This window comes from Microbacterium aquilitoris (assembly GCF_031932285.1).
Classification (GTDB): Bacteria; Actinomycetota; Actinomycetes; order Actinomycetales; family Microbacteriaceae; genus Microbacterium; species Microbacterium aquilitoris.
The window spans coordinates 1307316-1328739 of record NZ_JAUZVT010000002.1 but is presented as its reverse complement, the minus strand read 5'-3'; the positions used below and the strand labels follow the sequence as shown (position 1 = coordinate 1328739).

Genomic DNA, 21424 nt, shown 5'->3' with positions numbered 1-21424 from the left:
ATCACCTGCAGGAGGCCTCGATGACTGCGCACGACGCGCTGGGCGAGCAGAAGTTCTCGACAGAGCTCCTGTTCACCGACGGCCTCCCCGAGATGGACGACGAAGTCGGTTACCGCGGTGCCCAAGCGGCTCGCGCAGCCGGTATCACCTACCGCCAGCTGGATTACTGGGCACGCACCGAACTGGTGGAGCCCACGGTCCGCGGAGCGAGCGGATCGGGATCGCAGCGACTGTACGGCTTCCGCGACATCCTCGTCCTGAAGCTCGTGAAGCGTCTCCTTGACACCGGTATCTCGCTGCAGCAGATCCGCATCGCCGTCGACCAGCTGCGCGCTGCCGGCATCCGCGACCTCGCCGGGACCACGCTCATGAGCGATGGCGCCTCGGTGTATCTGTGCACCTCGAACGACGAGGTCATCGATCTGGTCAGCCGGGGTCAGGGCGTCTTCGGCATCGCGGTCGGAAAGGTCCTCCGCGAGGTCGAGACCACGCTGGTCGACTTCGACGCGCAGCAGCCCGAGCAGATGGACGAGCTCGCGGCCCGTCGCGCAGCCCGCTCGGCCTGACACGTCGGCCACGTCGGCGCACGATGTGCGTCGATCGTTGTCGTGCGCCCGGAGGTCAGGCGGGGGAGACGGCTCCGGAGACGGGGATCCTGCCGGTACGGACGATCCGGTCGAGCAGTGAGTCGAAGTCGGCGGCCAGCTCCTGTGCGGAGTCGCCCGGCCAGATGTGCAGGGGCTTCGCCGCGCCCTGAGCCTGCTGCAGCGAGGTGCGCTCGGGCAGCTGGGGGGTGAGGACGAGCGGACCGAACATGTCGCGGAGTTCCTTGATGCGGAACTGGTGCTCGATCGACTGCGGGCGCACGCGGTTGACGACGATTCCGAGGGGCTGCAGACGCGGCGACAGGCCGCGACGGATCTCCTCGATGGCGCGGAGCGCGCGGTCGGCGGCGGCGACCGAGAAGAGACCCGGTTCGGTCACGACGACGACGCGATCGGATGCCGCCCACGCCGTGCGGGTGAGGGCGTTCAGCGACGGCGCGCAGTCGATGAGGACCAGGTCGTAGTCGGCCTCGATGGTCGCGAGCGCTTCTTCGAGCTTCCAGACGTCGCGGACGCTCGGGTGCGGTCCGTCGAAGTTGATGGCGGAGGGGCTGCCGATCATGACGTCGATCGTCCCGGGGTGGGCCTTCGCCCAGCCGCTCGAGGTGATCGCCTGTCGGACGACCTTCTCTTTGGGATTCGCGAGGACGTCGGCGACGTTGAGACGCCCGGCCACCTGGATGTCCATCCCCGTCGACACGTCGGACTGCGGGTCCAGGTCGACGACAAGGGTCCGCACCCCGCGCGCGAACGCCGCGGAGGCGAGGCCCAGGGTCACGGTCGTCTTGCCGACGCCACCTTTGAGGGAGCTGACGGAGAGTACGTGCACAAGCGACCACGTTACCGTCCCCTAGGCTGTGAGGGTACTCAGCCCGTACCTCGGCGGCCCCGACGCAGCGGCCCCGCACCCTGTAGAGGGGAAGAGCATGTTTCGGAAGATTCTGGTCGCAAACCGCGGAGAGATCGCCATCCGCGCATTCCGCGCGGCGTATGAGCTGGGGGCCCGCACGGTGGCGGTCTTTCCGTACGAGGATCGGTACTCGCTTCATCGGCTGAAAGCGGATGAGGCCTACCAGATCGGCGACGTGGGGCATCCGGTCCGCGCGTACCTGGACGTCGACGAGATCATCCGCGTCGCCCTCGAGAGCGGTGCGGACGCGATCTACCCCGGCTACGGGTTCCTGTCGGAGAATCCCGAGCTGTCCGCGAAGGCCGCGGCCAACGGCATCGCGTTCATCGGCCCGTCCTCGACCGTCCTCGAGATGGCCGGGAACAAGGTCACCGCGAAGCAGCACGCCATCGCGGCAGGTGTGCCCGTCCTCCGCTCGACCGAGGCATCCGACGACATCGATCACCTGGTCGCGCAGGCGGGCGACATCGGCTTCCCCATCTTCGTGAAGGCCGTCGCCGGTGGCGGCGGGCGAGGGATGCGTCGCGTCGAGCACCCGGATGCGCTCCCGCCTGCACTGTCCGAGGCGATGCGTGAGGCGGGCAGCGCGTTCGGCGACGCCCGCGTCTTCCTCGAGCAGGCCGTCCAGCGCCCCCGTCACGTCGAGGTACAGATCCTCGCCGACAAGGCCGGCACCACCGTCCACCTCTTCGAGCGGGACTGCTCGGTGCAGCGCCGCCACCAGAAGGTCGTCGAGATCGCGCCGGCGCCCAACCTCGACGACGAGATCCGCCGGAGCCTGCACGCGTACGCCGTCGCCTTCGCCGAATCGATCGCCTACGAGAACGCCGGCACCGTCGAGTTCCTCCTGGAGACGGCGGGCCCGCGCACCGGCGAGGTCGTCTTCATCGAGATGAACCCTCGCATCCAGGTGGAGCACACCGTGACCGAGGAGGTCACGGATGTCGATCTCGTCCAATCCCAGATGCGCATCGCGTCGGGGGAGACCCTGGCCGACCTGGGGCTCCGTCAGGAGCAGATCCAGCTGCGCGGAGCCGCGCTGCAGTGCCGCATCACGACCGAGGACCCCGCACACGGCTTCCGCCCCGACACCGGCAAGATCACGACCTATCGCTCGCCGGGTGGTGCCGGCATCCGTCTCGACGGCGGTACGACCGCGGCCGGGTCGCAGATCAGCCCGCACTTCGATTCGATGCTCTCGAAGCTGACCTGCCGTGGTCGCGACTTCGAGGCGGCCGTCATCCGGTCCCGGCGCGCCCTGGCGGAGTTCCGCATCCGCGGCGTCTCGACCAACATCCCCTTCCTGCAGCGCGTCCTCGACGACCCCGCCTTCGTCGCGGGTGACCTCAGCACGGCCTTCATCGACGAGCGCCCTGACCTCGTCCTCGGCCGCGAGTCGAAGGACCGGGGATCCAAGATCGTCTCGTGGCTCGCCGACGTCACGGTGAACCGACCGAACGGCGACAGCCCGGTCCACACCGACCCCGCCGCGAAGCTCCCCGCGGTCGATCTGGACGCGGAACCGGCACCGGGATCGCGGCAGCGGCTGCTCGAGCTGGGGCCGAAGCGGTTCGCCGAGGCGCTCCGTGCGCAGCCCGGCCTCGCCGTCACCGAGACGACGTTCCGCGACGCGCACCAGTCGCTCCTGGCGACCCGGGTGCGGACGAAGGACCTCGTCCGCGTGGCGCCGCACGTCGCCCGGCTGACGCCGCAGCTGCTGTCGGTGGAGGCATGGGGCGGCGCGACGTACGACGTGGCACTCCGCTTCCTCGGCGAGGACCCGTGGGAGCGGCTCGACGCGTTGCGTACCGCGCTCCCGAACGTCGCGATCCAGATGCTCCTACGCGGTCGCAACACGGTGGGGTACACGCCGTACCCGACGAGCGTGACCGACGCGTTCGTGGCCGAAGCCGCCGCATCCGGGGTCGACATCTTCCGCATCTTCGACGCGCTGAACGACGTCAGTCAGATGCGCCCCGCGATCGAGGCCGTGCTGGCGACGGGGACGGCGGTCGCGGAGACGGCCGTCTGCTACACGGGAAACCTGCTCGACCCGGCGGAGGACCTCTACACGCTCGACTACTACCTCCGTCTCGCGGAGCAGATGGTCGAGGCCGGGGCCCACGTCCTCGCGATCAAGGACATGGCGGGGCTCCTCCGTCCCGCTGCCGCGACGAAGCTCGTGACGGCGCTCCGCGAGCGATTCGACCTTCCGGTTCACGTCCACACGCACGACACCGCCGGCGGACAGCTGGCGACGCTCCTGGCCGCCAGTGCGGCGGGGGCGGATGCCGTCGACGCCGCCGCCGCGCCGATGTCGGGCACCACGAGTCAGCCCTCCCTCTCGGCGCTCGTCGCCGCGATGGCCGACACCGAGCGCGACACGGGCCTCGACCTGCAGGCGGTCGCGGACCTGGAGCCGTACTGGGAGGCGGTGCGCAATCTGTACGCACCGTTCGAGTCCGGGCTGCCCGGCCCCACCGGACGCGTCTACCATCACGAGATCCCCGGCGGGCAGCTGTCGAACCTTCGTCAGCAGGCCATCGCACTGGGGCTGGCGGAGGACTTCGAGCTGATCGAGGACATGTACGCCGCGGCGGATCGCATGCTCGGCCGCATCCCCAAGGTGACGCCGTCGTCGAAGGTCGTGGGCGACCTCGCGCTGCACCTGACGGCGGTGAAGGCCGACCCCGCGGACTTCGAGGCGAACCCCGAGAAGTACGACGTCCCCGATTCGGTGGTCGCGTTCATGGCGGGCGAACTCGGTGACCTGCCGGGCGGGTGGCCGGAACCGTTCCGTTCGAAGGTCCTCGCTGGTCGGTCGAGGAGGGTGGGCGGGACGGAGATCTCGGCAGAGAACGCGGCGGCGTTGAACGCCGACTCGGCGACCCGACGTCAGACGCTCAACCGGCTGTTGTTCCCTGCGCCGACGAAGGCCTATCACGAGGTGCGGGAGACCTTCGGCGACCTCAGCGTCCTCGACACGATCGACTACCTCTACGGCATGCGACCCGGCCAGGAGCACGTCGTCGAGATCGAGCGCGGCGTTCAGCTCTACGTGGGGCTAGAGGCGATCGGCGAGGTCGACGACAAGGGGATGCGGACGGTGATGGCGACCCTCAACGGTCAGCTCCGTCCCGTCACCGTGCGCGACCGCGCCGTCTCGGTCGAGGCCCGGCAGGCCGAGAAGGCCGACACGTCGAAGCCGGGCCAGGTGGCAGCACCCTTCTCGGGCGTCGTCACCGTCAAGGCCGAGGAGGGGACGAAGGTCCGGGCGGGTGAGCCCGTGGCATCCATCGAGGCCATGAAGATGGAGGCGGCGATCGCCGCTCCCGTCGACGGCGTCGTGGAGCGGATCGTCATCGCGTCGACGGCGCAGGTCGAGGCCGGCGACCTTTTGCTCGTGGTCCGTCCCGCGGACTAACCTGGTGCGTCGGGCTTTTCGAGCCCCGAGAACCACCAGGAGTGACCCCCGTGATGCGCGAGCACGACAACGAGACGTCGGACGACGTCGACAACGGTGTGCTCGAGCGCACCGACAACCTCGAGACCACCGGCATCGGCATCGTCGAGGGGGCGACGGCGCAGATCGATCTCGCGCTGCCGCCGCTCTCCGACGATGACGACGACTACGTCGACGACGAGGATGTCGCGACCACGACGATCTCTGCCGATCAGGACGACGTCACCACTCAGGAGCCGACACTGGAGGAGCCGATCTCGGTCGAAGAACCCGCCGCCGACGCGTCGCCTGCCGAGGTGACCGAGGACGTGGTCGACGCCGAGGTGGTGCCCCCCACGACGACCGCCGTGTCGACGCAGACGGGCACCACCCGCCGCGCGGCTCACCACGCAGTCGCGACGGACAAGCACGCCCTCGAACGCGTGCGCGGTGCCCGCATCGACGAGGAGCCGCTGCAGTCGCGCCGCCTCGACCAGCTCGGTGCCGATCGCGAGAGTCCGGACCTCCTCACCGCCGACCGGCTCATCGACCGCGCGCGCGTCGCTCCGTCCGAGCCCGAGGGCCTGTGGCAGCGATTGGTCTACACCGCCACGGGCCGCCGGGTCGTCCTGGCGGACAATCCTCGCGTCCGCGCGCGGAAGGAACTCGGCCGTCGTATCGCGGCTCCCCTCGTCGGCGGTGCGAAGTTCGTGCCCGTCCTGTCCCGGAAGGGCGGTGTGGGCAAGACCAGCGTCACCACCCTCCTCGGCATGGCCCTCGCAGACGCCCGCGAGGACCGGGTGATCGCGATCGACGCCAACCCTGATCGCGGCACGCTCGCCGAACGGATCGAGCGTTCCAGCGGCAAGACGGTGCGCGACCTGGTGCGCTCGCGTGCCGAGGTGCACGGCTTCAACGACCTGTCCGCCCTCGTGGCCCGCGACGAGACCCGCCTCGACATCCTCGCGTCCGACGCCGACCCGCACCTCTCCGAAGCGTTCAGCGATCGGGACTATCACGATGTGGCGGCCATCGCGGCTCACTACTACTCCATCGTCCTGACCGACAGCGGGACCGGCATCGTCCACTCCGTGATGGATGCCACGCTCGAGTTGGCGGACCAGCTTCTCATCGTCGCGGGGCGGAGCGTCGACGAGGCGAAGCTCGCCTCCGAGACGCTGTCGTGGCTCGAGTCCAACGGCTACGCCGACCTCGCCCGCGATGCCGTCGTCGTGCTGAACACCTCGCGTCCCGGCGCGAGCCTCATCCGACCCAGCGAGCTGGAAGCCCACTTCCGGTCGCGGGTGCGCGCGGTAGTGACGATCCCGTACGACTCGCACATCGCCACGGGGGGACCGATCACCTTCCGCGACCTCGACCCCGCCACGCGACTCGCTGCGCGGGAGCTTGCTGCGGTCGTCGTCGAAGGGCTCCGTGCGGCGGGGACGGTCCGCTGATGGCCGTCCGTCCCATCCGCATCTTCGGCGACCCCGTGCTCCGAGGAACATGTGCACCCATCGACGACATCGACGACGGTGTCCGGAGTCTGGTCACCGATCTCGTCGATTCGGTCGCCGAGCCGGGCCGCGCCGGCGTGGCGGCGCCGCAGATCGGAGTCGCGCTCCGGGCCTTCAGCTACAACGTCGACGGAGTGATCGGGTACGTCCTCAACCCCGTGCTCGAGGTGTCCGGTGATCCGGAGCCGACGGGGGAGGGATGCCTCTCCGTTCCGGGCCTCTGGCACGACGCCCTCCGGCACCCGTGGGCGCGTGTGAGGGGGCTCGGCCTCGACGGCGCAGAGATCGTCATCGAGGGCGAGGGCCTGCTCGCCCAGGCGCTGCAGCATGAATGCGATCACCTCGACGGCATCCTCTACTTGGATCGTCTGCCGAAGGATGTCCGCCGGCAGGCGATGCGCGAGGTGCGGGAGTCGGACTGGTTCTGACCCGCCGATGACGAAAGGCCCCGGATCTCCGGGGCCTTTCGTCGTGGTGCTCAGTTGCCGAGCGAGATGTTCGTCGTCGACACGTTGGCCTGATAGAGCTCGTCGATGTCGGCGGCGAAGTCCGAGAGGATGACGTTGCGCTTGATGCTCATCTTCGGCGTGAGGTGGCCGGATGCCTCGGTCCACTCGGTGTCGAGGATCACGAACTTGCGGATCGACTCCGCTCGGGAGACCGACGAGTTGGCGCGGTCGACGGCGGTCTGGACCTCGGCGAGGACCTTCGGGTGCGTGATCACCTGCGACATCGGCATGTCGGCCGCCAGCCCGTTGTTGCCCATCCACGTCGGAAGCATCTCGCGGTCCAGGGTGACCAGGGCGCCGATGAACGGCTTCTGGTCGCCGACGACGACGACCTGACCGACGATGGGGTTGGCGCGGATCGGGTCTTCCAGGACGGCGGGGGCGACGTTCTTGCCGCCGGCGGTGACGATGATCTCCTTCTTGCGACCGGTGATCGTCAGATAGCCCTCCGAGTCGAAGGAACCGATGTCGCCGGTGCGGAACCACCCGTCGTCGAACGCGGCCGCGGTGGCCTCGGGGTTCCGCCAGTACTCCTTGAAGACGTTGACCCCGCGCACCTCGATCTCGCCGTCGTCGGCGAGGCGGACGCCGACGCCCGGGAGGGCGGGTCCGACCGTGCCGATCTTGGACTTCGTCGCGAGGTTCACGGTCGCGGGCGCCGTGGTCTCGGTCAGGCCGTACCCCTCGAGGATCTGCACGCCGAGGCTGTGGAAGAAGTGCCCGAGGCGCGAGCCGAGCGGGGCGGACCCCGAGACGGCGTGGGCGACCCGGCCCCCCATCGCGGTGCGCAGCTTGCTGTACACGAGACGGTCGAAGAGGGCGAATTTCACCTTCATCGCGAGCGGGATCTTCTCCCCGTCCTGCAGTCGACGCGAGTGCTCGACGGCGACGGCGGCCGCCGCTCGGAAGATCTTGCCCTTCCCGCCTGCCTCCGCCTTCTGCTCGGCCGAGTTGTAGACCTTCTCGAACACCCGCGGCACGGCGAGCAGGTAGGTCGGCTTGAACGACCCCAGACCCGCGAGGAGCTTCGTCGTGTCGGGCTCGTGCCCCGTCTTCACGCCGCCGTGGATGTTGAGGATCGAGATGAAACGCGCGAAGACGTGCGCGAGGGGGAGGAAGAGGAGGGTCGCGGCGCCCGGCTGCTGCACGACCTCGCTGAGCGCGACGGCGGAGTTCCGCGACAGCTCGACGAAGTTCTTGTGGGTGAGGACGCACCCCTTGGGGCGGCCCGTCGAGCCGGACGTGTAGATGAGCGTGGCGATGTCGTCCGCATCTGCGAGCGAGCGACGGCGTTCGATCTCGTCGTCGGTGACGTCGATGCCGCGCGAGCGCAACACGTCGAGGTCACCCGCCTGCATCGTCCACACCTCCCGCAGGAGCGGGACGTCGGAACGGATCTCGGCGACGCGCTCCGCATGCACGGTGCTCTCGACGATCATGGCGACGGCGCCCGAGTCGCTGAGGATCCACTCGATCTGCGACGGCGAGCTGGTCTCGTACACGGGCACCATGACGGCGCCGGTGAAGAAGAGCGCGAAGTCGACGAGGGTCCAGTCGTAGGTCGTTCGCGCCAGGAAGGCGACCTTGTCGCCGGGCTGGATGCCGCTGGCCGCGAGGCCCTTGGCCAGCGCCAGGACTTCGCGGTGGAACTCCGCCGCGGTGATGTCGCGCCAGCCGCCTCCGTCGGGGACGGCGAACAGGGCGAGCGACGGAGTCGCCTTCACCCGCTCGACGAGGATGTCCGAGGTGTTCGCGGTCGGATCCGCGGCGACGACGGCGGGGACGTCGAATTGTACGGCGCTCATGGGCGGCAACTCCTTTGGTACCGGGTGGCGTCAGGTGCGACCGAGTCTAGGGCATGGTGATCCTCGGTCCCGTGGCGACTGTCCGGATTCGCCCGCCCCATTAGACTCACGGATGCCGTGCGACCGCGCACGCGCGGAGGGGAGTGGCGTGCTCAACGTCGGCATCGACATCGGTGGGACCAAGATCGCCGGCGGCGTCGTCGATCCGGACGGGACGATCGTCGATCGGCGCCGCGTGCCCACGCCGACGGACCCCGATGCCCTTGCGGACGCGGTCGCGGCCATGGTCGACGAGCTGGTCGCCGATCGCGTCGTCCACGCCGTCGGTGTGGCGGCCGCGGGCTTCATCGATGCCAGCCGCTCGGTCATCCTGCACGCTCCCAACATCGATTGGGCGGACGAACCGCTCCGCGACGAGCTCGAGCGGCGCATCGGCCGCCCCGTCACACTCGAGAACGACGCGAACGCCGCGGGGTGGGGCGAGTTCCGCTTCGGTGCGGGGCGAGACGTCAGCGACATGGTGATGATCACCCTCGGCACGGGTGTCGGCGGAGCCGCGATCATCGACGGCGAACTCCTGGTCGGCGGCAACGGCATCGGGGCCGAGCTCGGCCACATCCGCTTCGAACGGGGCGGGCGCGCGTGCGGATGCGGTCAGAACGGATGCCTCGAGCAGTACGCCTCGGGACGGGCGCTGCAGCGGGAGGCCGCGGACATCGCGGCATCCGGCGCACTCGGAGCCGGTCTCGCCGCCGCCCGGACGGCCGAGGGTATCGTCCCCGCCGCGGCGATGGAGGCCCTCATCGCCGCGGGTGACGAGGGCGCGCTCGAGGCGGTCCACCGGGTCGCGACCGCACTGGGTGAGGCGTGCGGTGGGTTCCAGGCGGTTCTGGACCCCGCGCTCTTCGTCATCGGCGGCGGCGTCGCCGACCTCGGCGAACGTCTCCTGCATCCCGTGCGCGAAGCGTATGCGACGGCGCTTCCCGGCTACGGCGAGCGGCCCATCGCCTCGTTCTCGATCGCCACCCTGGGCAACGACGCCGGTCTCATCGGTGTCGCCGACCTCGCGGGCGGCCGGGTCTGACATGATCTACTGGGTCCTGAAATACCTGATCATCGGGCCGATCGTGAAGGCGATCTTCCGTCCGTGGATCGTGGGACGCAGCAACATCCCGGCATCCGGCGCGGCGATCATCGCCAGCAACCACCTGTCCGTCAGCGACTCGATCTTCCTGCCGCTGATGATCGACCGGCCCATGTCCTTCCTCGCCAAGAGCGACTACTTCACGGGCAAGGGCCTCAAAGGGTGGGCGACCCGCGTCTTCATGCAGGGGACGGGCCAGATCCCGATCGACCGCACCGGCGGCAAGGCCTCGGAGGCATCCCTCAACACCGGACTCCAGGTGCTCGGACGAGGCGACATCCTGGGGATCTATCCCGAGGGGACCCGGAGCCCCGACGGCAAGCTGTACCGGGGCCGGACCGGTCTGGCGCGCATGGCGCTCACGGCGCGCGTCCCCGTCATCCCCGTGGTCATGATCGGCACCGACGACGTCATGCCGATCGGACGTTCCATCCCGCGTGTCGGGCGCGTCGGCATGGTGATCGGCGAACCGCTCGACTTCAGCCGGTTCTACGGCATGGAGTCCGACCGCTTCGTGCTGCGATCGGTGACCGACGAGATCATGGTCGCGCTCCAGCGGATGGGGGAGCAGGAGTACGAGGACGTCTACGCGTCCACGGTCAAGGACCGCCGCCCCGCCGCAGCCTGAGGCGCCGATCGAGCCGGCGTCACACGACCGACGGCCCCCTCCCTCGTCGGTAGAATGAGCGGATGCCCACTCCTCTCGACCACTGGCGCTCGCTCCCGATCAAGCAGCAGCCGCTGTGGCCCGACGCGGATGCGGTCGCTGCCGTCTCCGCCGAGATCGCGACCCTCCCGCCGCTCGTCTTCGCCGGTGAGGTCGACAACCTCCGCGCGCGTCTGGCCAAGGCGGCATCCGGTCAGGCGTTCCTGCTTCAGGGCGGCGACTGCGCCGAGACGTTCGCCGGTGCGACGGCCCAGCAGATCCGCGACCGTATCAAGACGGTCCTGCAGATGGCGGTCGTGCTGACCTATGGCGCATCGATGCCCGTCGTGAAGATGGGTCGCATGGCCGGCCAGTTCGCCAAGCCTCGGTCGAGCGACACCGAGACCCGCGGCGACGTCACGCTCCCGGCCTACCGCGGCGACATCGTCAACGGCTACGACTTCACCGAGGCGTCGCGGACGGCGGACCCCCAGCGACTGCTGAAGGGGTACCACACAGCGGCATCCACCCTGAACCTCATCCGGGCCTTCACGCAGGGCGGCTTCGCCGACCTTCGCGAGGTGCACAGTTGGAACCAGGGCTTCGCGAAGAACCCGGCCAACCAGCGCTACGAGCGCCTCGCGGGTGAGATCGACCGCGCCATCAAGTTCATGGAGGCCGCAGGAGCGAACTTCGATGAGCTGCGCGGCGTCGAGTTCTACACGGGCCACGAGGGCCTGCTCATGGACTACGAGCACCCGATGACCCGCATCGACTCGCGGACGGGCACTCCGTACAACACGTCCGCCCACTTCCTCTGGGTGGGGGAGCGCACGCGCGAGCTCGACGGCGCGCACGTCGACTACTTCTCGAAGATCCGCAACCCCATCGGGGTCAAGCTGGGTCCGACGACGACGCCCGAGACCGCGTTGGCGCTCATCGACAAGCTGGACCCTGAGCGCGAGCCCGGCCGTCTCACGTTCATCACGCGCATGGGAGCGGGCAAGATCCGCGACGCCCTGCCCCCGCTCCTGCAGGCCGTCAAGGATTCCGGTGCCACCCCGCTCTGGGTCACCGACCCGATGCACGGCAACGGGATCACGACGCCGACCGGCTACAAGACGCGTCGCTTCGACGACGTCGTCGACGAGGTGCGCGGCTTCTTCGAGGCGCACCGGTCCGTCGGCACCTTCCCGGGCGGCATCCACGTCGAGCTCACGGGCGACGACGTGACGGAGTGCCTGGGTGGCTCGGAGATGATCGACGAGGCGACGCTGGCGACGCGGTACGAGTCGCTCTGCGACCCGCGTCTGAACCACATGCAGTCTCTCGAGCTGGCGTTCCTGGTCGCCGAGGAGCTCGGCAACCGCTGATCCACCGCGAAGGCCCGACGGTTCTCACCGTCGGGCCTTCGTCGTCTCCGGATGCCGACGGCCGGGCGTCAGCCGAACGGCTGGAACTGCGGCGTCAGACTGATCGTCGTGCCCGGACGCTGCAGGCTTCCGCCGTCGGGCGTCATGGACCTCACGCGGTAGACGTCCCAGTATCGACCGCCCAGCGGGATCTCGGCATCCTCGATGTTCGGGTTGACCTTGAACCCGGCTGCCTGCAGGCGGTCGACGGCGGTCCGCACCGTCTCGCCGACCACATTGGGCACCTCGACCGGCTGCGGACCGTCTGAGACGACGATGGTCAGGGTCTCGCCCTGCTGCCACGAGCCCCCGCCGGGACGGTCCTCGACCCGGATGACGAGGTCGTCGGCGACGCTGCTGCTGTACTCCCGGTCCTCCTCGACCTTCATGCCGGCCTTCTCGAGGATGTCCGTGGCCTCGTCGCCGGTCTTGCCGGTGACGTCGGGGAGAGGGCCGAGCGACACGCGCAGCTCCGCGGTCGAGCCCTGCAGAACCGAGCAGCCGTCGGTGCACTCCACCGGCTCGGCCGATCTGGCTTGGGTCACGTACACGCGCACGATCCGGTCGGCGGCGAAGCTCGTGAAGTACTTCTTGGTGGTCGAGACCTGGATGCTGTTGTCCTTCAGCAGCGTCTCGACCTCGGCGCTCGTCCGATCCTGGAGCTTCGGGAGATCAGCCGTCGCCGGCCCGGCGGAGATCTCCACCGTGACCGTGGTGTCGCGGTCGAGGAAGGTCCCGGTGCCGGGCTTCGTTCCGATCGCCTCGCCCGCGGGAACCTCCAGGCTGTGCACGTCGCTCCGACGCGCGACGAGGGCGCTGTCGGCGAGCAGGCTCTGCGCGCTGTCGAAGCTCATGCCCTCGACGGCCGGGACCGCCACGAGCGAGCCCGGACCCGACCCGAACCACCAGCCCAGTCCGCCTGCCGCGGCGGCGAGCACCAGCACCACGGCGAGGAGCCAGCCCCCCTTGACGGAGTTGCGGTGCGATCGACGGCGGAGCCGGGTCGCGTTGTCGATCTCGGTGGTGACGCTAGGGGCCGTGAAGGTGCCCGGCATGACACGCGTGACCTCGTCCGAGTCGAGCGAATCATCGACGACGACGGTGGCGCCCGCGGGCGTGGAGCGGACGACCTGCGGGAACACGCCGAGGTCCTTCTCGATCTCACGGAGACGCTCGAGCATCTCCCGCGCGTCCGTGGGGCGATCCTCCGGTGAGCGCTCGGTCGCCCAGAGGACGAGTTCGTCGAGCTGCTCCGGCACACCGGCGTTCTTCACGCTCGGGCGTGGCACCGAATGCGTCGCGTGCTGGTAGGCGATCTGCATCGGCTGCTCGCCCTTGTAGGGCTGTTCGCCGGAGAGCATCTCGTAGAGCATGATCCCGAGGGCGTAGATGTCGCTTCGGGCGTCGGCCGTCCCCCGCGTGACGAGCTCGGGCGCGAGGTAGGCGATCGTGCCGAGGAGCATCTGGCCGGTCGCCGTGTTCGCGCTCGTCGCGCGCGCCAGGCCGAAGTCTCCGATCTTGATGCGACCGTCCTCGGCCAGCAGGACGTTCTCGGGCTTCACATCGCGGTGGACGATGCCCGCGCGGTGTGCGGCCGAGAGCCCCGAAAGGATCGCATCCATGATGGTGATCGTCTGGGGGAGCGTCAGCCGCTTCTGCTCGCGCAGCAGTTCTCGCAGAGTGATCCCGGGCAGGTACTCCATGACGAGATAGGCCATCTCGCCGTCCTGGCCCTGGTCGAAGACGTTGACGACGTGCGGGTCGGCGAGACGTGCGGCCGATCGGGCCTCTTGGATGAACCTGTTCTGGAAGACGGTGTCGTCCGACAGGTGGCCGTGCATGACCTTGAGCGCGACCCGCCGCTCGAGGCGCAGGTCGGTGGCGACGTAGACCGTCGCCATCCCGCCGCGCGCGATGCGCCCGCGGACCCGGTACCGGCCGTCGACCAGGCGGCCGATCAGCGGGTCGGTCTGCGGGTTGGCGTTCACGTCAGAAGTCTACGGAGCCGACCCTGCGAGCCCGGGTAACGGCGCACCCTCGCTCGGGTGCCGGTCCGGACTCACCCATACAGTTCGAGCCAGCGGTACGCCTCGGCCTTCCACGGACCGTACCGCTCGGGGTAGGCCGAGATCTGCACCGCCTGCGCGGCGTCCCCGAACGCCATGTCCTCCCAGCCGTCGATGTCCAGCAGGCCGCGCGTGCGGTCGCCGTTCGGGTCAGACGGACCGCCGAAGAACGCGGCGGCGGATCGGCGGGGGTCGCGGATCTGCGTCTGCGTTCCCCAGCCGGCGCTCGGACGCTGCTGGAACAGTCCCAGCGAGTCCCGGTCTCCGCCGTCGAGGTTGCGGATCCACGACTCGACCATCGCGGTGGCGAGGGCGATCGCGATGCCGTCCCGGGAGACGCCGCGTTCCCGCCCGACGGAGATGATCGTCTTGATGTTCGCGATCTGCTCGCCGTCGAGGGCGGCGCGTGCCTTCCCGGCGGCCGCGGGTGCCGGCTTCGCGGTCGGGATGCGGAGCTTCTGCCCCGGGTAGATGATGGACCCCTCGTCCAGGCCGTTGGCCGCGAGGAGCCGCGCGAGGCTGACACCGCTCCGCGTCGCGATCGCCCACATCGTCTCCCCGGCCGACACCTCGTGCACGGGTCCGGCGGCCGGCGCAGCGACCACAGCGGCGCGCGGCGCGGCGAGGGCGCGGACGATCAGCTTCTGCCCGGGGTGGATGGTCGTCGAGCCCCCCAGACCGTTCGCGCGGGACAGCGTCGACACACTGACGTCGTGACGAGCCGCGATGGACCAGAGCGTGTCGCCGCGACGCACGGTGTAGGTGGATGCCGCGGCAGGAGCCTTCGCTCGGGGCGCGGCATCCGTCCGGGCGGCCTTGGGGCCGAGCCGCAGCACGTCGCCGGGATGGATCACCGAACGCCAGCTGAGCCCGTTCCACGTGAGCACGTCGGCGGTCCGGACTCCGTGCGCTGCGGCGATGGCGCTGACGGTGTCGCCTCGCGCGACGACGTGCGTCTTGACGGATCGCGCAGCTGCCGCGGACCCGACGACGTCGACCTTCGCGGTCGCGGAGGTCGGGCCGGCGTAGGCCCGAGCCGTCAGCGGTTCCGGAGCGGAGACCCGCCGCTCGTCGGCAGACGCAGCATCGAGGGGGAGGAGAGACAGTGAGAGGGCGATGGACCCGATCACCGCCGGGGCGCTTCTCTGAATCAGAGCAGCGGGAAGTACGTCGTTCCGGCGCACAGACATTCCTTCGTTCGGTCCCAGATCGGTGGATCCCCCCGCTGAAACCGTGACACGCCCATGTGACTGGTGTCAATCCATGAGACGGATGTGACTGGTGTTATGAGCGAGTGCGGGGTGGGAATGCGATAGTGGAGGGGTGAGTTCTGAGTCGCCCGTGTCCACTGACTGGCTGAGCCTTCCCGAATTGGTCGAGCTGACGGGAGAGCCGCTCGGGCGCGTCCGTCGCATGCTCGACGAGCACCAGCTCGTCGCGTCCCGCCGCTTCGGGGCGCCGCGCGTCCCGTCCGTCTTCCTCGTCGACGGCGCGCCCCTCTCGTCGCTCCGCGGCACGATCATCGTGCTGCACGACGCCGGTTTCTCGGACGACGAGGCGATCGACTGGCTGCTCGCCCCCGAGGAGTCCATCGGCTTCCCGCCGATCGAGGCACTCCGTCAGGGCCGTAAGAGCGAGGTCCGGCGCGTCGCGCAGTCGCTCGCCTGACGAGCGGATGCCGCGGCTCAGGCCGCGCGCACCGTCGCCGCCCGTGCGAGGTCGCGCAGTTCGCTGACCGCGCCGTTGCCGAGGCGTGCGCCGCGGAGGGCGCGATCGGCCTCGGCCGCCCACGCGGAAATCCGTTCCTCGACGAGGGCGAGCGCTCCGGTGTCGATGATGGTCTGCTGCAGATGGCCGACCTGTTCGGGTGACAGTTCGCGATCGCCGATGAGCTCGTCGAACACCCGGAGAGCGCCCGGCGCGAGCGAGGCCCGCGCGTACGCGATGAGGAGCGTCCGCTTCCCCTCGCGGAGGTCGTCGCCGACCGGCTTGCCCGTCACCGCGCTGTCCCCGAACACGCCGAGGACGTCGTCGCGCAGTTGGAAGGCGAGCCCGATGGGATGCCCGAAGTCGCCGAGCGCGCGGTACTGCTCGGCATCCGCTCCAGCGAGCGTGGCGCCGAGCTGCAGCGGATGCTGGACGCTGTACCGCGCCGACTTCAACGAGGCGACCCGGAGCGCGCGATCGGCGTGGGTCTCGACGGGGGCGGTGACGTACGCCGATTCCTCGGCGACGTCGAGGAACTGTCCGATCGTCACTTCGCGGCGCATGCGGGCGAACTCGCCGCGGGCGCGGTGAGCCCGGTCGGGATCAGCTTCGACCAGACCCTCCTCGAGCAGGTCGTCGCTCCACGCCACGAGCAGATCGCCCAGGAGGATCGCGGCCGACCGCCCGAACTCCTCGCCGTCGCCGGCCCACGCCTCCGACCGGTGCGCCGCCTCCCACGCGCGGTGCGACGCGGGTCGCCCGCGGCGGGTGTCGGAGCGATCGATGACGTCGTCGTGGACGAGGGCGGCCGCGTGGAAGATCTCGAGGGCAGCGGATGCCGCGGTCACGACCTCGGGGATGTCGGGCGTGCCGCTCGTCCCGGCCGTCGCGACGGCCCGCCAGCCGGCGAGGCAGAACTTGGCGCGGAACCCTTTGCCGCCGGTGGCGGCGGACGCGCCGGACTCCACGAAGGCGCTGGCCTCTGCGCCGAAGTCGGCGGCGGCGTCGCGCTGTGCCTGCAGGAACCTCTCGACTCGCTGGGAAACGACGACGATCGGGTCGGGGAAGTGTGGCACGGGCCTAGCCTAGTGATCGCGCGCACGCGTACACTTGACTGACCGACCCGAGGGGGATGCATGCCACTGTCAGAGCAGGAGCAGCGTCTGCTGGACGAGATGGAACGCCATCTCATGCGCAACGATGCCGACGTAGTCAGCGCGGACCGGGGTACGGGTCCCCTCAGCTACCGGAACATCGTCTACGGCTCCGTTCTCGTGCTCCTCGGCATCGCCGGTCTGGTCGTCGGAGTCGCCACCTCGCTCATCGTGATCGGCGTCCTGGCTTTCGTCGTCATGGTCGTCGGCGTGGTCCTGGCCTTCACCCCCGCGAAGGGCGCCGCGGCGTCGCGCGCCGCCACGGGGACGCGGAAGCCGCGCGCCGCGCGTGCCCCCGCTTCCGCGTCGTTCATGGATCGCATGAACGATCGATGGGATCGCCGGAACGACGACCGATGAGCATCAGCCACCGATGAGCTGAGGCACTCCACCTCCCTCCACGTCAGAAGCACCGACCTCCGGGTCGGTGCTTTTTTTGTGTTCGCGTGACGGATGCCGGGGAGCCGCTCGGCCCCGCCGTGGCGGATTTCCTGGCGCTGCGGCGGAAAGCAGTCGCAGAGTGGAGGGAAGTGGAGTAAAGTGGTGTCATCCTGGAGCGGGCCGGACGAAGGGGGTGACCGAGCGATGTTGTTGGGCACCCACACCCCCAAGCTGGACGACAAAGGTCGGGTCATCCTTCCGGCGAAGTTCCGCGACGACCTCGGCCCCGGCGTCGTGATCACCCGTGGCCAGGAGCGGTGCCTCTACGTGTTCAGCTCGGTCGAGTTCGAGCGCGTCTACGAGCGCATCCGTGAAGCTCCGCTGACGAACAAGCAGGCGCGCGACTTCCAGCGCATGTTCCTCTCGGGCGCGAGCGCCGAGAAGCCCGACTCGCAGAACCGCATCACCATCCCGCCCCACCTCCGCACCTACGCGGGGCTCGAGCGGGAACTGATCGTGACGGGTGTCGGCGCGCACGCCGAGATCTGGAACTCGGACGCGTGGAACGCCTACGCCGACAGCAACGAAGACACGTACTCGGACATGGAGCAGGAGGTGATCCCGGGACTCTTCTGATCCTCGACTGCGACTCCCAGCCGCACGCCCTGACGCACTTCCCCGGCGCCAGGTCGGAGCGGATGGGGATCGGGGTCGAGGACCTCTCGGAAACCGAAGGCACCATGGCACACGACGACATCCACACCCCCGTCCTGCTCGACCGCTGCGTCGAGCTGCTCGCTCCCGCCCTCCAGCGCGACGGCGCCGTCGTCGTCGACGCGACCCTCGGCATGGGCGGACACTCCGAGGCGCTCCTCGAGCGCTTCCCCGCCGTTCACCTCATCGGTCTGGACCGCGACACGGACGCTCTCCGCATCGCGGGGGAGAGGCTCGCCCGCTTCGGCGACCGCATCACCCTCGTGCACACCGTCTACGACGGCATCGCCGACGCTGTTCGCGGTGCCGGTTTCTCGCACGCGGACGGGATCCTCTTCGACCTCGGCGTCTCCTCACTGCAGCTGGACGAGGCAGACCGCGGATTCGCGTACTCGAAGGACGCACCGCTCGACATGCGGATGGATCAGACTGCCGGCACGACGGCGGCGGACATCGTCGCGACCTACGGCGAGGGCGACCTGCGACGGATCTTCGAACGCTACGGCGACGAGAAGCTCGCCGGTCGCTACGCCAGGGCGATCATCGCCGCTCGGCAGGAGGCTCCGATCGAGCGCTCCGCGCACCTCGTCGACATCCTCATCGCGGCCACCCCGATGGCCGTCCAGCGCGAGCGCAGCGGTCACCCCGCCAAGCGCGTCTTCCAGGCGCTGCGCATCGAAGTCAACGGCGAGCTGGCGGTGCTCGAGCGCGCCCTGCCGGCGGCCCTCGGCATCCTGCCCCTCTCAGGTCGGATCGTCGTCATGTCGTACCAGTCCCTCGAAGACCGACTCGTCAAGCGCGTGTTCGCCGAGTCGACCCGCTCCACCGCTCCTGCCGGGCTGCCCATCGAGCCTCCCGAGCATGCCCCCCGTTTCCGGCTCCTCACCAAGGGTGCAGAGCTGGCGTCCGACGAAGAGAAGATCCGCAACCCGCGTGCCACCCCGGTGCGGCTGCGTGCGGCCGAGAGAGTGAGGGAGGCGTCATGAGCGCTTCTGCCCTGGCCACCACCGCCATCGACACCGCGCCCGACGAGATCCTCCTCGGGTCGGCGGCGCCGTCCCTCCGACCGGTCGGTCGGACCGGCGTCGGCATCGCTCCTCAGCCTCGCCGTCGTCCCCGTCGGGCGTTCGGCGTGATCGCCGTCGTCGGTGCTCTCGCGATCGCCGGCGTGCAGATGGGACTCTCGATCGTGACGACCCAGGGCGCGTTCGAGGTAAAGGACCTCACCTCGCAGCAGCGCGACGCCAACTACCAGAAGCAGATCCTCGAGGACGAGGTGGCCGGACTCAGTTCGCCGCAGTACCTCGCCGCCAACGCGTCCGCGCTCGGCCTCGTCGCTGGCGGGGAGCCGAGCTACATCCGCCTGAGCGACGGTAAGACCCTGGGCCCGACGAAGGGCGCGTCGGACACCTCGTCTGTCCAGGCGCTGTCCCGCGCCGCCGTCTCGAACGCCCTCGTCGCAGGGGTCCCGCTCGTCACCGATCCGGAGGCGAGCCTCGACTCCGGCGCATCCCTCGACAAGGAGTTGCTGGCCAATACGCCGACACCCCCGTCGATCACCGACGGACTGCCGACCCCCGACACACACTGAGAACATGACGACCCGAGCAACCCGAAGCCCGCGCCGTCGCACCGTCGTCGCCCTCGCCGTCGTCCTCGTCGTCCTCGTCGCGTTCGTCGTCCGCCTGGTGGACATCCAGATCGTCAACGCCAGCCAGCACGTCGCGGACGCGTTCAGCAAGGGGATGCAGAAGACCTCCGAGCTGGAAGGTGCGCGCGGCTCGATCGTCGACACGAACGGTAAGCCGCTCGCGACGAGCATGCTGCGTTACAACGTGGCGATCGACCCGATGCTCGCAGCCAAGGGCATGTCGCTCCGCGACGAGAACGGTGCCGTCGTCAAGAACGATGCCAACGAACCCGAGACCGTCACCTGGCCCGAGATCGCGGCCCGGATCGCCGACGTCACGGGTCAGGACGTCGACGACGTGCGGGCGATCGTCGACGACGCCTACGCGAAAGACCCCAAGAACCGGTATCAGGTGGTCAAGCGGCTCGTCTCGACGGCGGAGTTCCGCAAGCTCGCAGATCTGCAGATCCCCTTCCTCTCCTTCGAGCCCGTCGCCTCCCGGTCCTACCCGGACGGTGCGGTCGGCGGGAACATCATCGGCTTCGTCGGCTCGGACGGACAGCCCCTCGAGGGCGTGGAGAAGCTCCAGGACTCGTGCCTCGAACCCACGAGCGGCAGCATCAAGTACCAGCTGGGCGCCAACGGGGTCACCATCCCCGGCACAGCGGTCGAGAAGCCCGCGGTCGACGGCGGCACCCTGAAGCTGACGATCGACTCCGATCTGCAGTGGTACATGCAGCAGCTCATCGCCGAGGAGACCCAGCGGTACCAGGCCAACTGGGGCGGCATCCTCGTGATGGAGGTCGCCACGGGCAAGATCCGTGCGCTGGCCGAGACCGACACCGTGGACCCCAACGATCCCGGTGCCAGCGACTCCGCAGACCGCGGTTCGCGCCTCCTCCGGTTCTCGTTCGAGCCGGGCTCGACCTTCAAGCCCGTGACCGCGGCGACCGCGATCGAACAGGCCGGCGTGACCCCGGAGACGACGGTCACCGTCCCCGACCGGATGGTCTTCGACAACGGCGCCGTCGTCAACGACTCCGAGAACCACGCCACCCAGAACCTCACCCTCAACGGTGGCCTGGTCACCTCGTCCAACGTCGCCATGTCGCAGTTCGGCGCGATGGTCGACCCGCAGACCCGGTACGACTACCTGAAGAAGTTCGGTGCCGGTCAGCAGGACGGTCTGGGCTGGTCCGGTGAACCCGAACGCATCCTCAACCCCGCCGACACGTGGGACAACCAGACGAAGTACGCGACCACCTTCGGCCAGGCGTTCACCGTCACGGCCGTCCAGGTCGCCAACGCCTACCAGACCTTCGCCAACGGCGGTGTCCGGATGCCGGCATCCCTCGTCGAGTCGTGCACGAAGCCGGACGGCCACGTCGTGACGCCGAAGCTGGCGAAGCCCGGACGGGTCATCAAGGAGGAGACGGCGAAGGAGGTGTCTCTCATGCTCGAGAATGTGTTCGCGCAGGGAACGCTGGCCGACGACGTCGCCCTCCCCGGCTACCGGATGGGCGGCAAGACCGGCACCGCCCAGATCTCCGACGGCCACGGCGGCTACAAGAAGAACCTCTACTTCACGTCTCTCGTCGGCTTCGCCCCGGCGGAGGATCCGAAGTATGTTGTCCTGACGGTCTTCGACGAGCCCAAGAAGCAGCGCATGTCGTCGGCCAACCGCTCGGTGTTCAAGAAGGCGATGGCGCAGGTGCTCACGCACTACCGCGTCATGCCGTCGGGCTCGGAGACCCCCCTCCTGCCCGTCACAGGCTGAACCCG

Annotated in this window: 18 protein-coding genes; 13 read left to right on the top strand and 5 right to left on the bottom strand. The window is 69.4% G+C overall.

What is annotated here, in order from left to right:
- Window positions 1–20 precede the first annotated feature (20 nt).
- Window positions 21–566: a MerR family transcriptional regulator gene (locus Q9S78_RS13325; protein WP_065570830.1), complete on the top strand. Its 546-nt coding sequence runs from the start codon at window positions 21–23 to the stop codon at window positions 564–566.
- Window positions 567–621: 55 nt separating this feature from the next.
- On the opposite strand, the gene Q9S78_RS13320 is transcribed toward Q9S78_RS13325, so the two are convergent.
- Window positions 622–1434, bottom strand: coding sequence for a ParA family protein (locus Q9S78_RS13320; protein ID WP_116229282.1), 813 nt, complete (start codon window positions 1432–1434; stop codon window positions 622–624).
- A 97-nt stretch (window positions 1435–1531) separates the two neighbouring features.
- Here Q9S78_RS13320 and Q9S78_RS13315 point away from each other — a divergent pair, with 97 nt between their 5' ends.
- The 3 genes from Q9S78_RS13315 to Q9S78_RS13305 are packed head-to-tail and all read left to right on the top strand — an operon-like array spanning window position 1532 to window position 6902.
- Window positions 1532–4939, top strand: coding sequence for a pyruvate carboxylase (locus Q9S78_RS13315; protein WP_311870626.1), 3408 nt, complete (start codon window positions 1532–1534; stop codon window positions 4937–4939).
- A gap of 53 nt (window positions 4940–4992) precedes the next feature.
- Window positions 4993–6414: a MinD/ParA family ATP-binding protein gene (locus tag Q9S78_RS13310; protein WP_311870624.1), complete on the top strand. Its 1422-nt coding sequence runs from the start codon at window positions 4993–4995 to the stop codon at window positions 6412–6414.
- Window positions 6414–6902, top strand: coding sequence for a peptide deformylase (locus Q9S78_RS13305; RefSeq protein WP_311870623.1), 489 nt, complete (start codon window positions 6414–6416; stop codon window positions 6900–6902). The genes Q9S78_RS13310 and Q9S78_RS13305 overlap by 1 nt, the downstream gene beginning before the upstream one ends.
- A gap of 50 nt (window positions 6903–6952) precedes the next feature.
- On the opposite strand, the gene Q9S78_RS13300 is transcribed toward Q9S78_RS13305, so the two are convergent.
- Entirely contained in the window at window positions 6953–8788 is a 1836-nt protein-coding gene (locus Q9S78_RS13300) for an AMP-dependent synthetase/ligase (RefSeq protein WP_116229279.1), read from the bottom strand.
- 148 nt (window positions 8789–8936) lie between these two features.
- On the opposite strand from Q9S78_RS13300, the gene Q9S78_RS13295 reads away from it, so the two are divergent.
- The 3 genes from Q9S78_RS13295 to Q9S78_RS13285 all read left to right on the top strand — a co-directional run bounded on the left by Q9S78_RS13295 (window position 8937) and on the right by Q9S78_RS13285 (window position 11951).
- Window positions 8937–9872 carry an ROK family glucokinase gene (locus Q9S78_RS13295; protein ID WP_018186442.1) on the top strand — a complete coding sequence of 312 codons (936 nt, stop codon included), beginning with the start codon at window positions 8937–8939 and terminating at the stop codon, window positions 9870–9872.
- 1 nt (window position 9873) lies between these two features.
- Window positions 9874–10560 (top strand): lysophospholipid acyltransferase family protein, encoded by a 687-nt coding sequence (locus Q9S78_RS13290; protein ID WP_036324138.1) that lies wholly within the window; start codon window positions 9874–9876, stop codon window positions 10558–10560.
- 62 nt (window positions 10561–10622) lie between these two features.
- On the top strand, window positions 10623–11951 hold the full coding sequence (locus Q9S78_RS13285) for a class II 3-deoxy-7-phosphoheptulonate synthase (protein ID WP_018186444.1): 1329 nt from the start codon (window positions 10623–10625) through the stop codon (window positions 11949–11951).
- Between the two features lie 68 nt (window positions 11952–12019).
- Here the strand turns inward: Q9S78_RS13285 and pknB are convergent, their stop codons facing one another.
- The gene (gene pknB / locus Q9S78_RS13280; protein WP_311870622.1) at window positions 12020–13978 is read right to left on the bottom strand and encodes a Stk1 family PASTA domain-containing Ser/Thr kinase; all 1959 of its coding nucleotides are present in this window, start codon (window positions 13976–13978) and stop codon (window positions 12020–12022) included.
- Between the two features lie 71 nt (window positions 13979–14049).
- Window positions 14050–15186 carry a LysM peptidoglycan-binding domain-containing protein gene (locus Q9S78_RS13275; RefSeq protein WP_311870620.1) on the bottom strand — a complete coding sequence of 379 codons (1137 nt, stop codon included), beginning with the start codon at window positions 15184–15186 and terminating at the stop codon, window positions 14050–14052.
- 211 nt (window positions 15187–15397) lie between these two features.
- Between Q9S78_RS13275 and Q9S78_RS13270 the strand changes: the two genes are divergently transcribed.
- Window positions 15398–15724: an Rv2175c family DNA-binding protein gene (locus Q9S78_RS13270; protein WP_018186447.1), complete on the top strand. Its 327-nt coding sequence runs from the start codon at window positions 15398–15400 to the stop codon at window positions 15722–15724.
- A gap of 17 nt (window positions 15725–15741) precedes the next feature.
- Here the strand turns inward: Q9S78_RS13270 and Q9S78_RS13265 are convergent, their stop codons facing one another.
- Window positions 15742–16839, bottom strand: coding sequence for a polyprenyl synthetase family protein (locus Q9S78_RS13265; RefSeq protein ID WP_018186448.1), 1098 nt, complete (start codon window positions 16837–16839; stop codon window positions 15742–15744).
- A gap of 60 nt (window positions 16840–16899) precedes the next feature.
- Here Q9S78_RS13265 and Q9S78_RS13260 point away from each other — a divergent pair, with 60 nt between their 5' ends.
- The 5 genes from Q9S78_RS13260 to Q9S78_RS13240 all read left to right on the top strand — a co-directional run bounded on the left by Q9S78_RS13260 (window position 16900) and on the right by Q9S78_RS13240 (window position 21419).
- Window positions 16900–17277: an SCO2097 family morphological protein gene (locus tag Q9S78_RS13260; protein WP_018186449.1), complete on the top strand. Its 378-nt coding sequence runs from the start codon at window positions 16900–16902 to the stop codon at window positions 17275–17277.
- A 225-nt stretch (window positions 17278–17502) separates the two neighbouring features.
- Window positions 17503–17934 carry a division/cell wall cluster transcriptional repressor MraZ gene (gene mraZ / locus Q9S78_RS13255; protein ID WP_018186450.1) on the top strand — a complete coding sequence of 144 codons (432 nt, stop codon included), beginning with the start codon at window positions 17503–17505 and terminating at the stop codon, window positions 17932–17934.
- 62 nt (window positions 17935–17996) lie between these two features.
- A complete protein-coding gene (gene rsmH / locus Q9S78_RS13250) occupies window positions 17997–18998 on the top strand; it encodes a 16S rRNA (cytosine(1402)-N(4))-methyltransferase RsmH (protein ID WP_376716546.1) in 1002 nt (333 codons plus the stop codon).
- The gene (ftsL, locus tag Q9S78_RS13245) at window positions 18995–19603 is read left to right on the top strand and encodes a cell division protein FtsL (RefSeq protein ID WP_311870618.1); all 609 of its coding nucleotides are present in this window, start codon (window positions 18995–18997) and stop codon (window positions 19601–19603) included. Before rsmH ends, ftsL begins: the two co-directional genes overlap by 4 nt.
- A 4-nt stretch (window positions 19604–19607) precedes the next feature.
- Window positions 19608–21419 carry a peptidoglycan D,D-transpeptidase FtsI family protein gene (locus Q9S78_RS13240; RefSeq protein WP_311870617.1) on the top strand — a complete coding sequence of 604 codons (1812 nt, stop codon included), beginning with the start codon at window positions 19608–19610 and terminating at the stop codon, window positions 21417–21419.
- Window positions 21420–21424 lie beyond the last annotated feature (5 nt).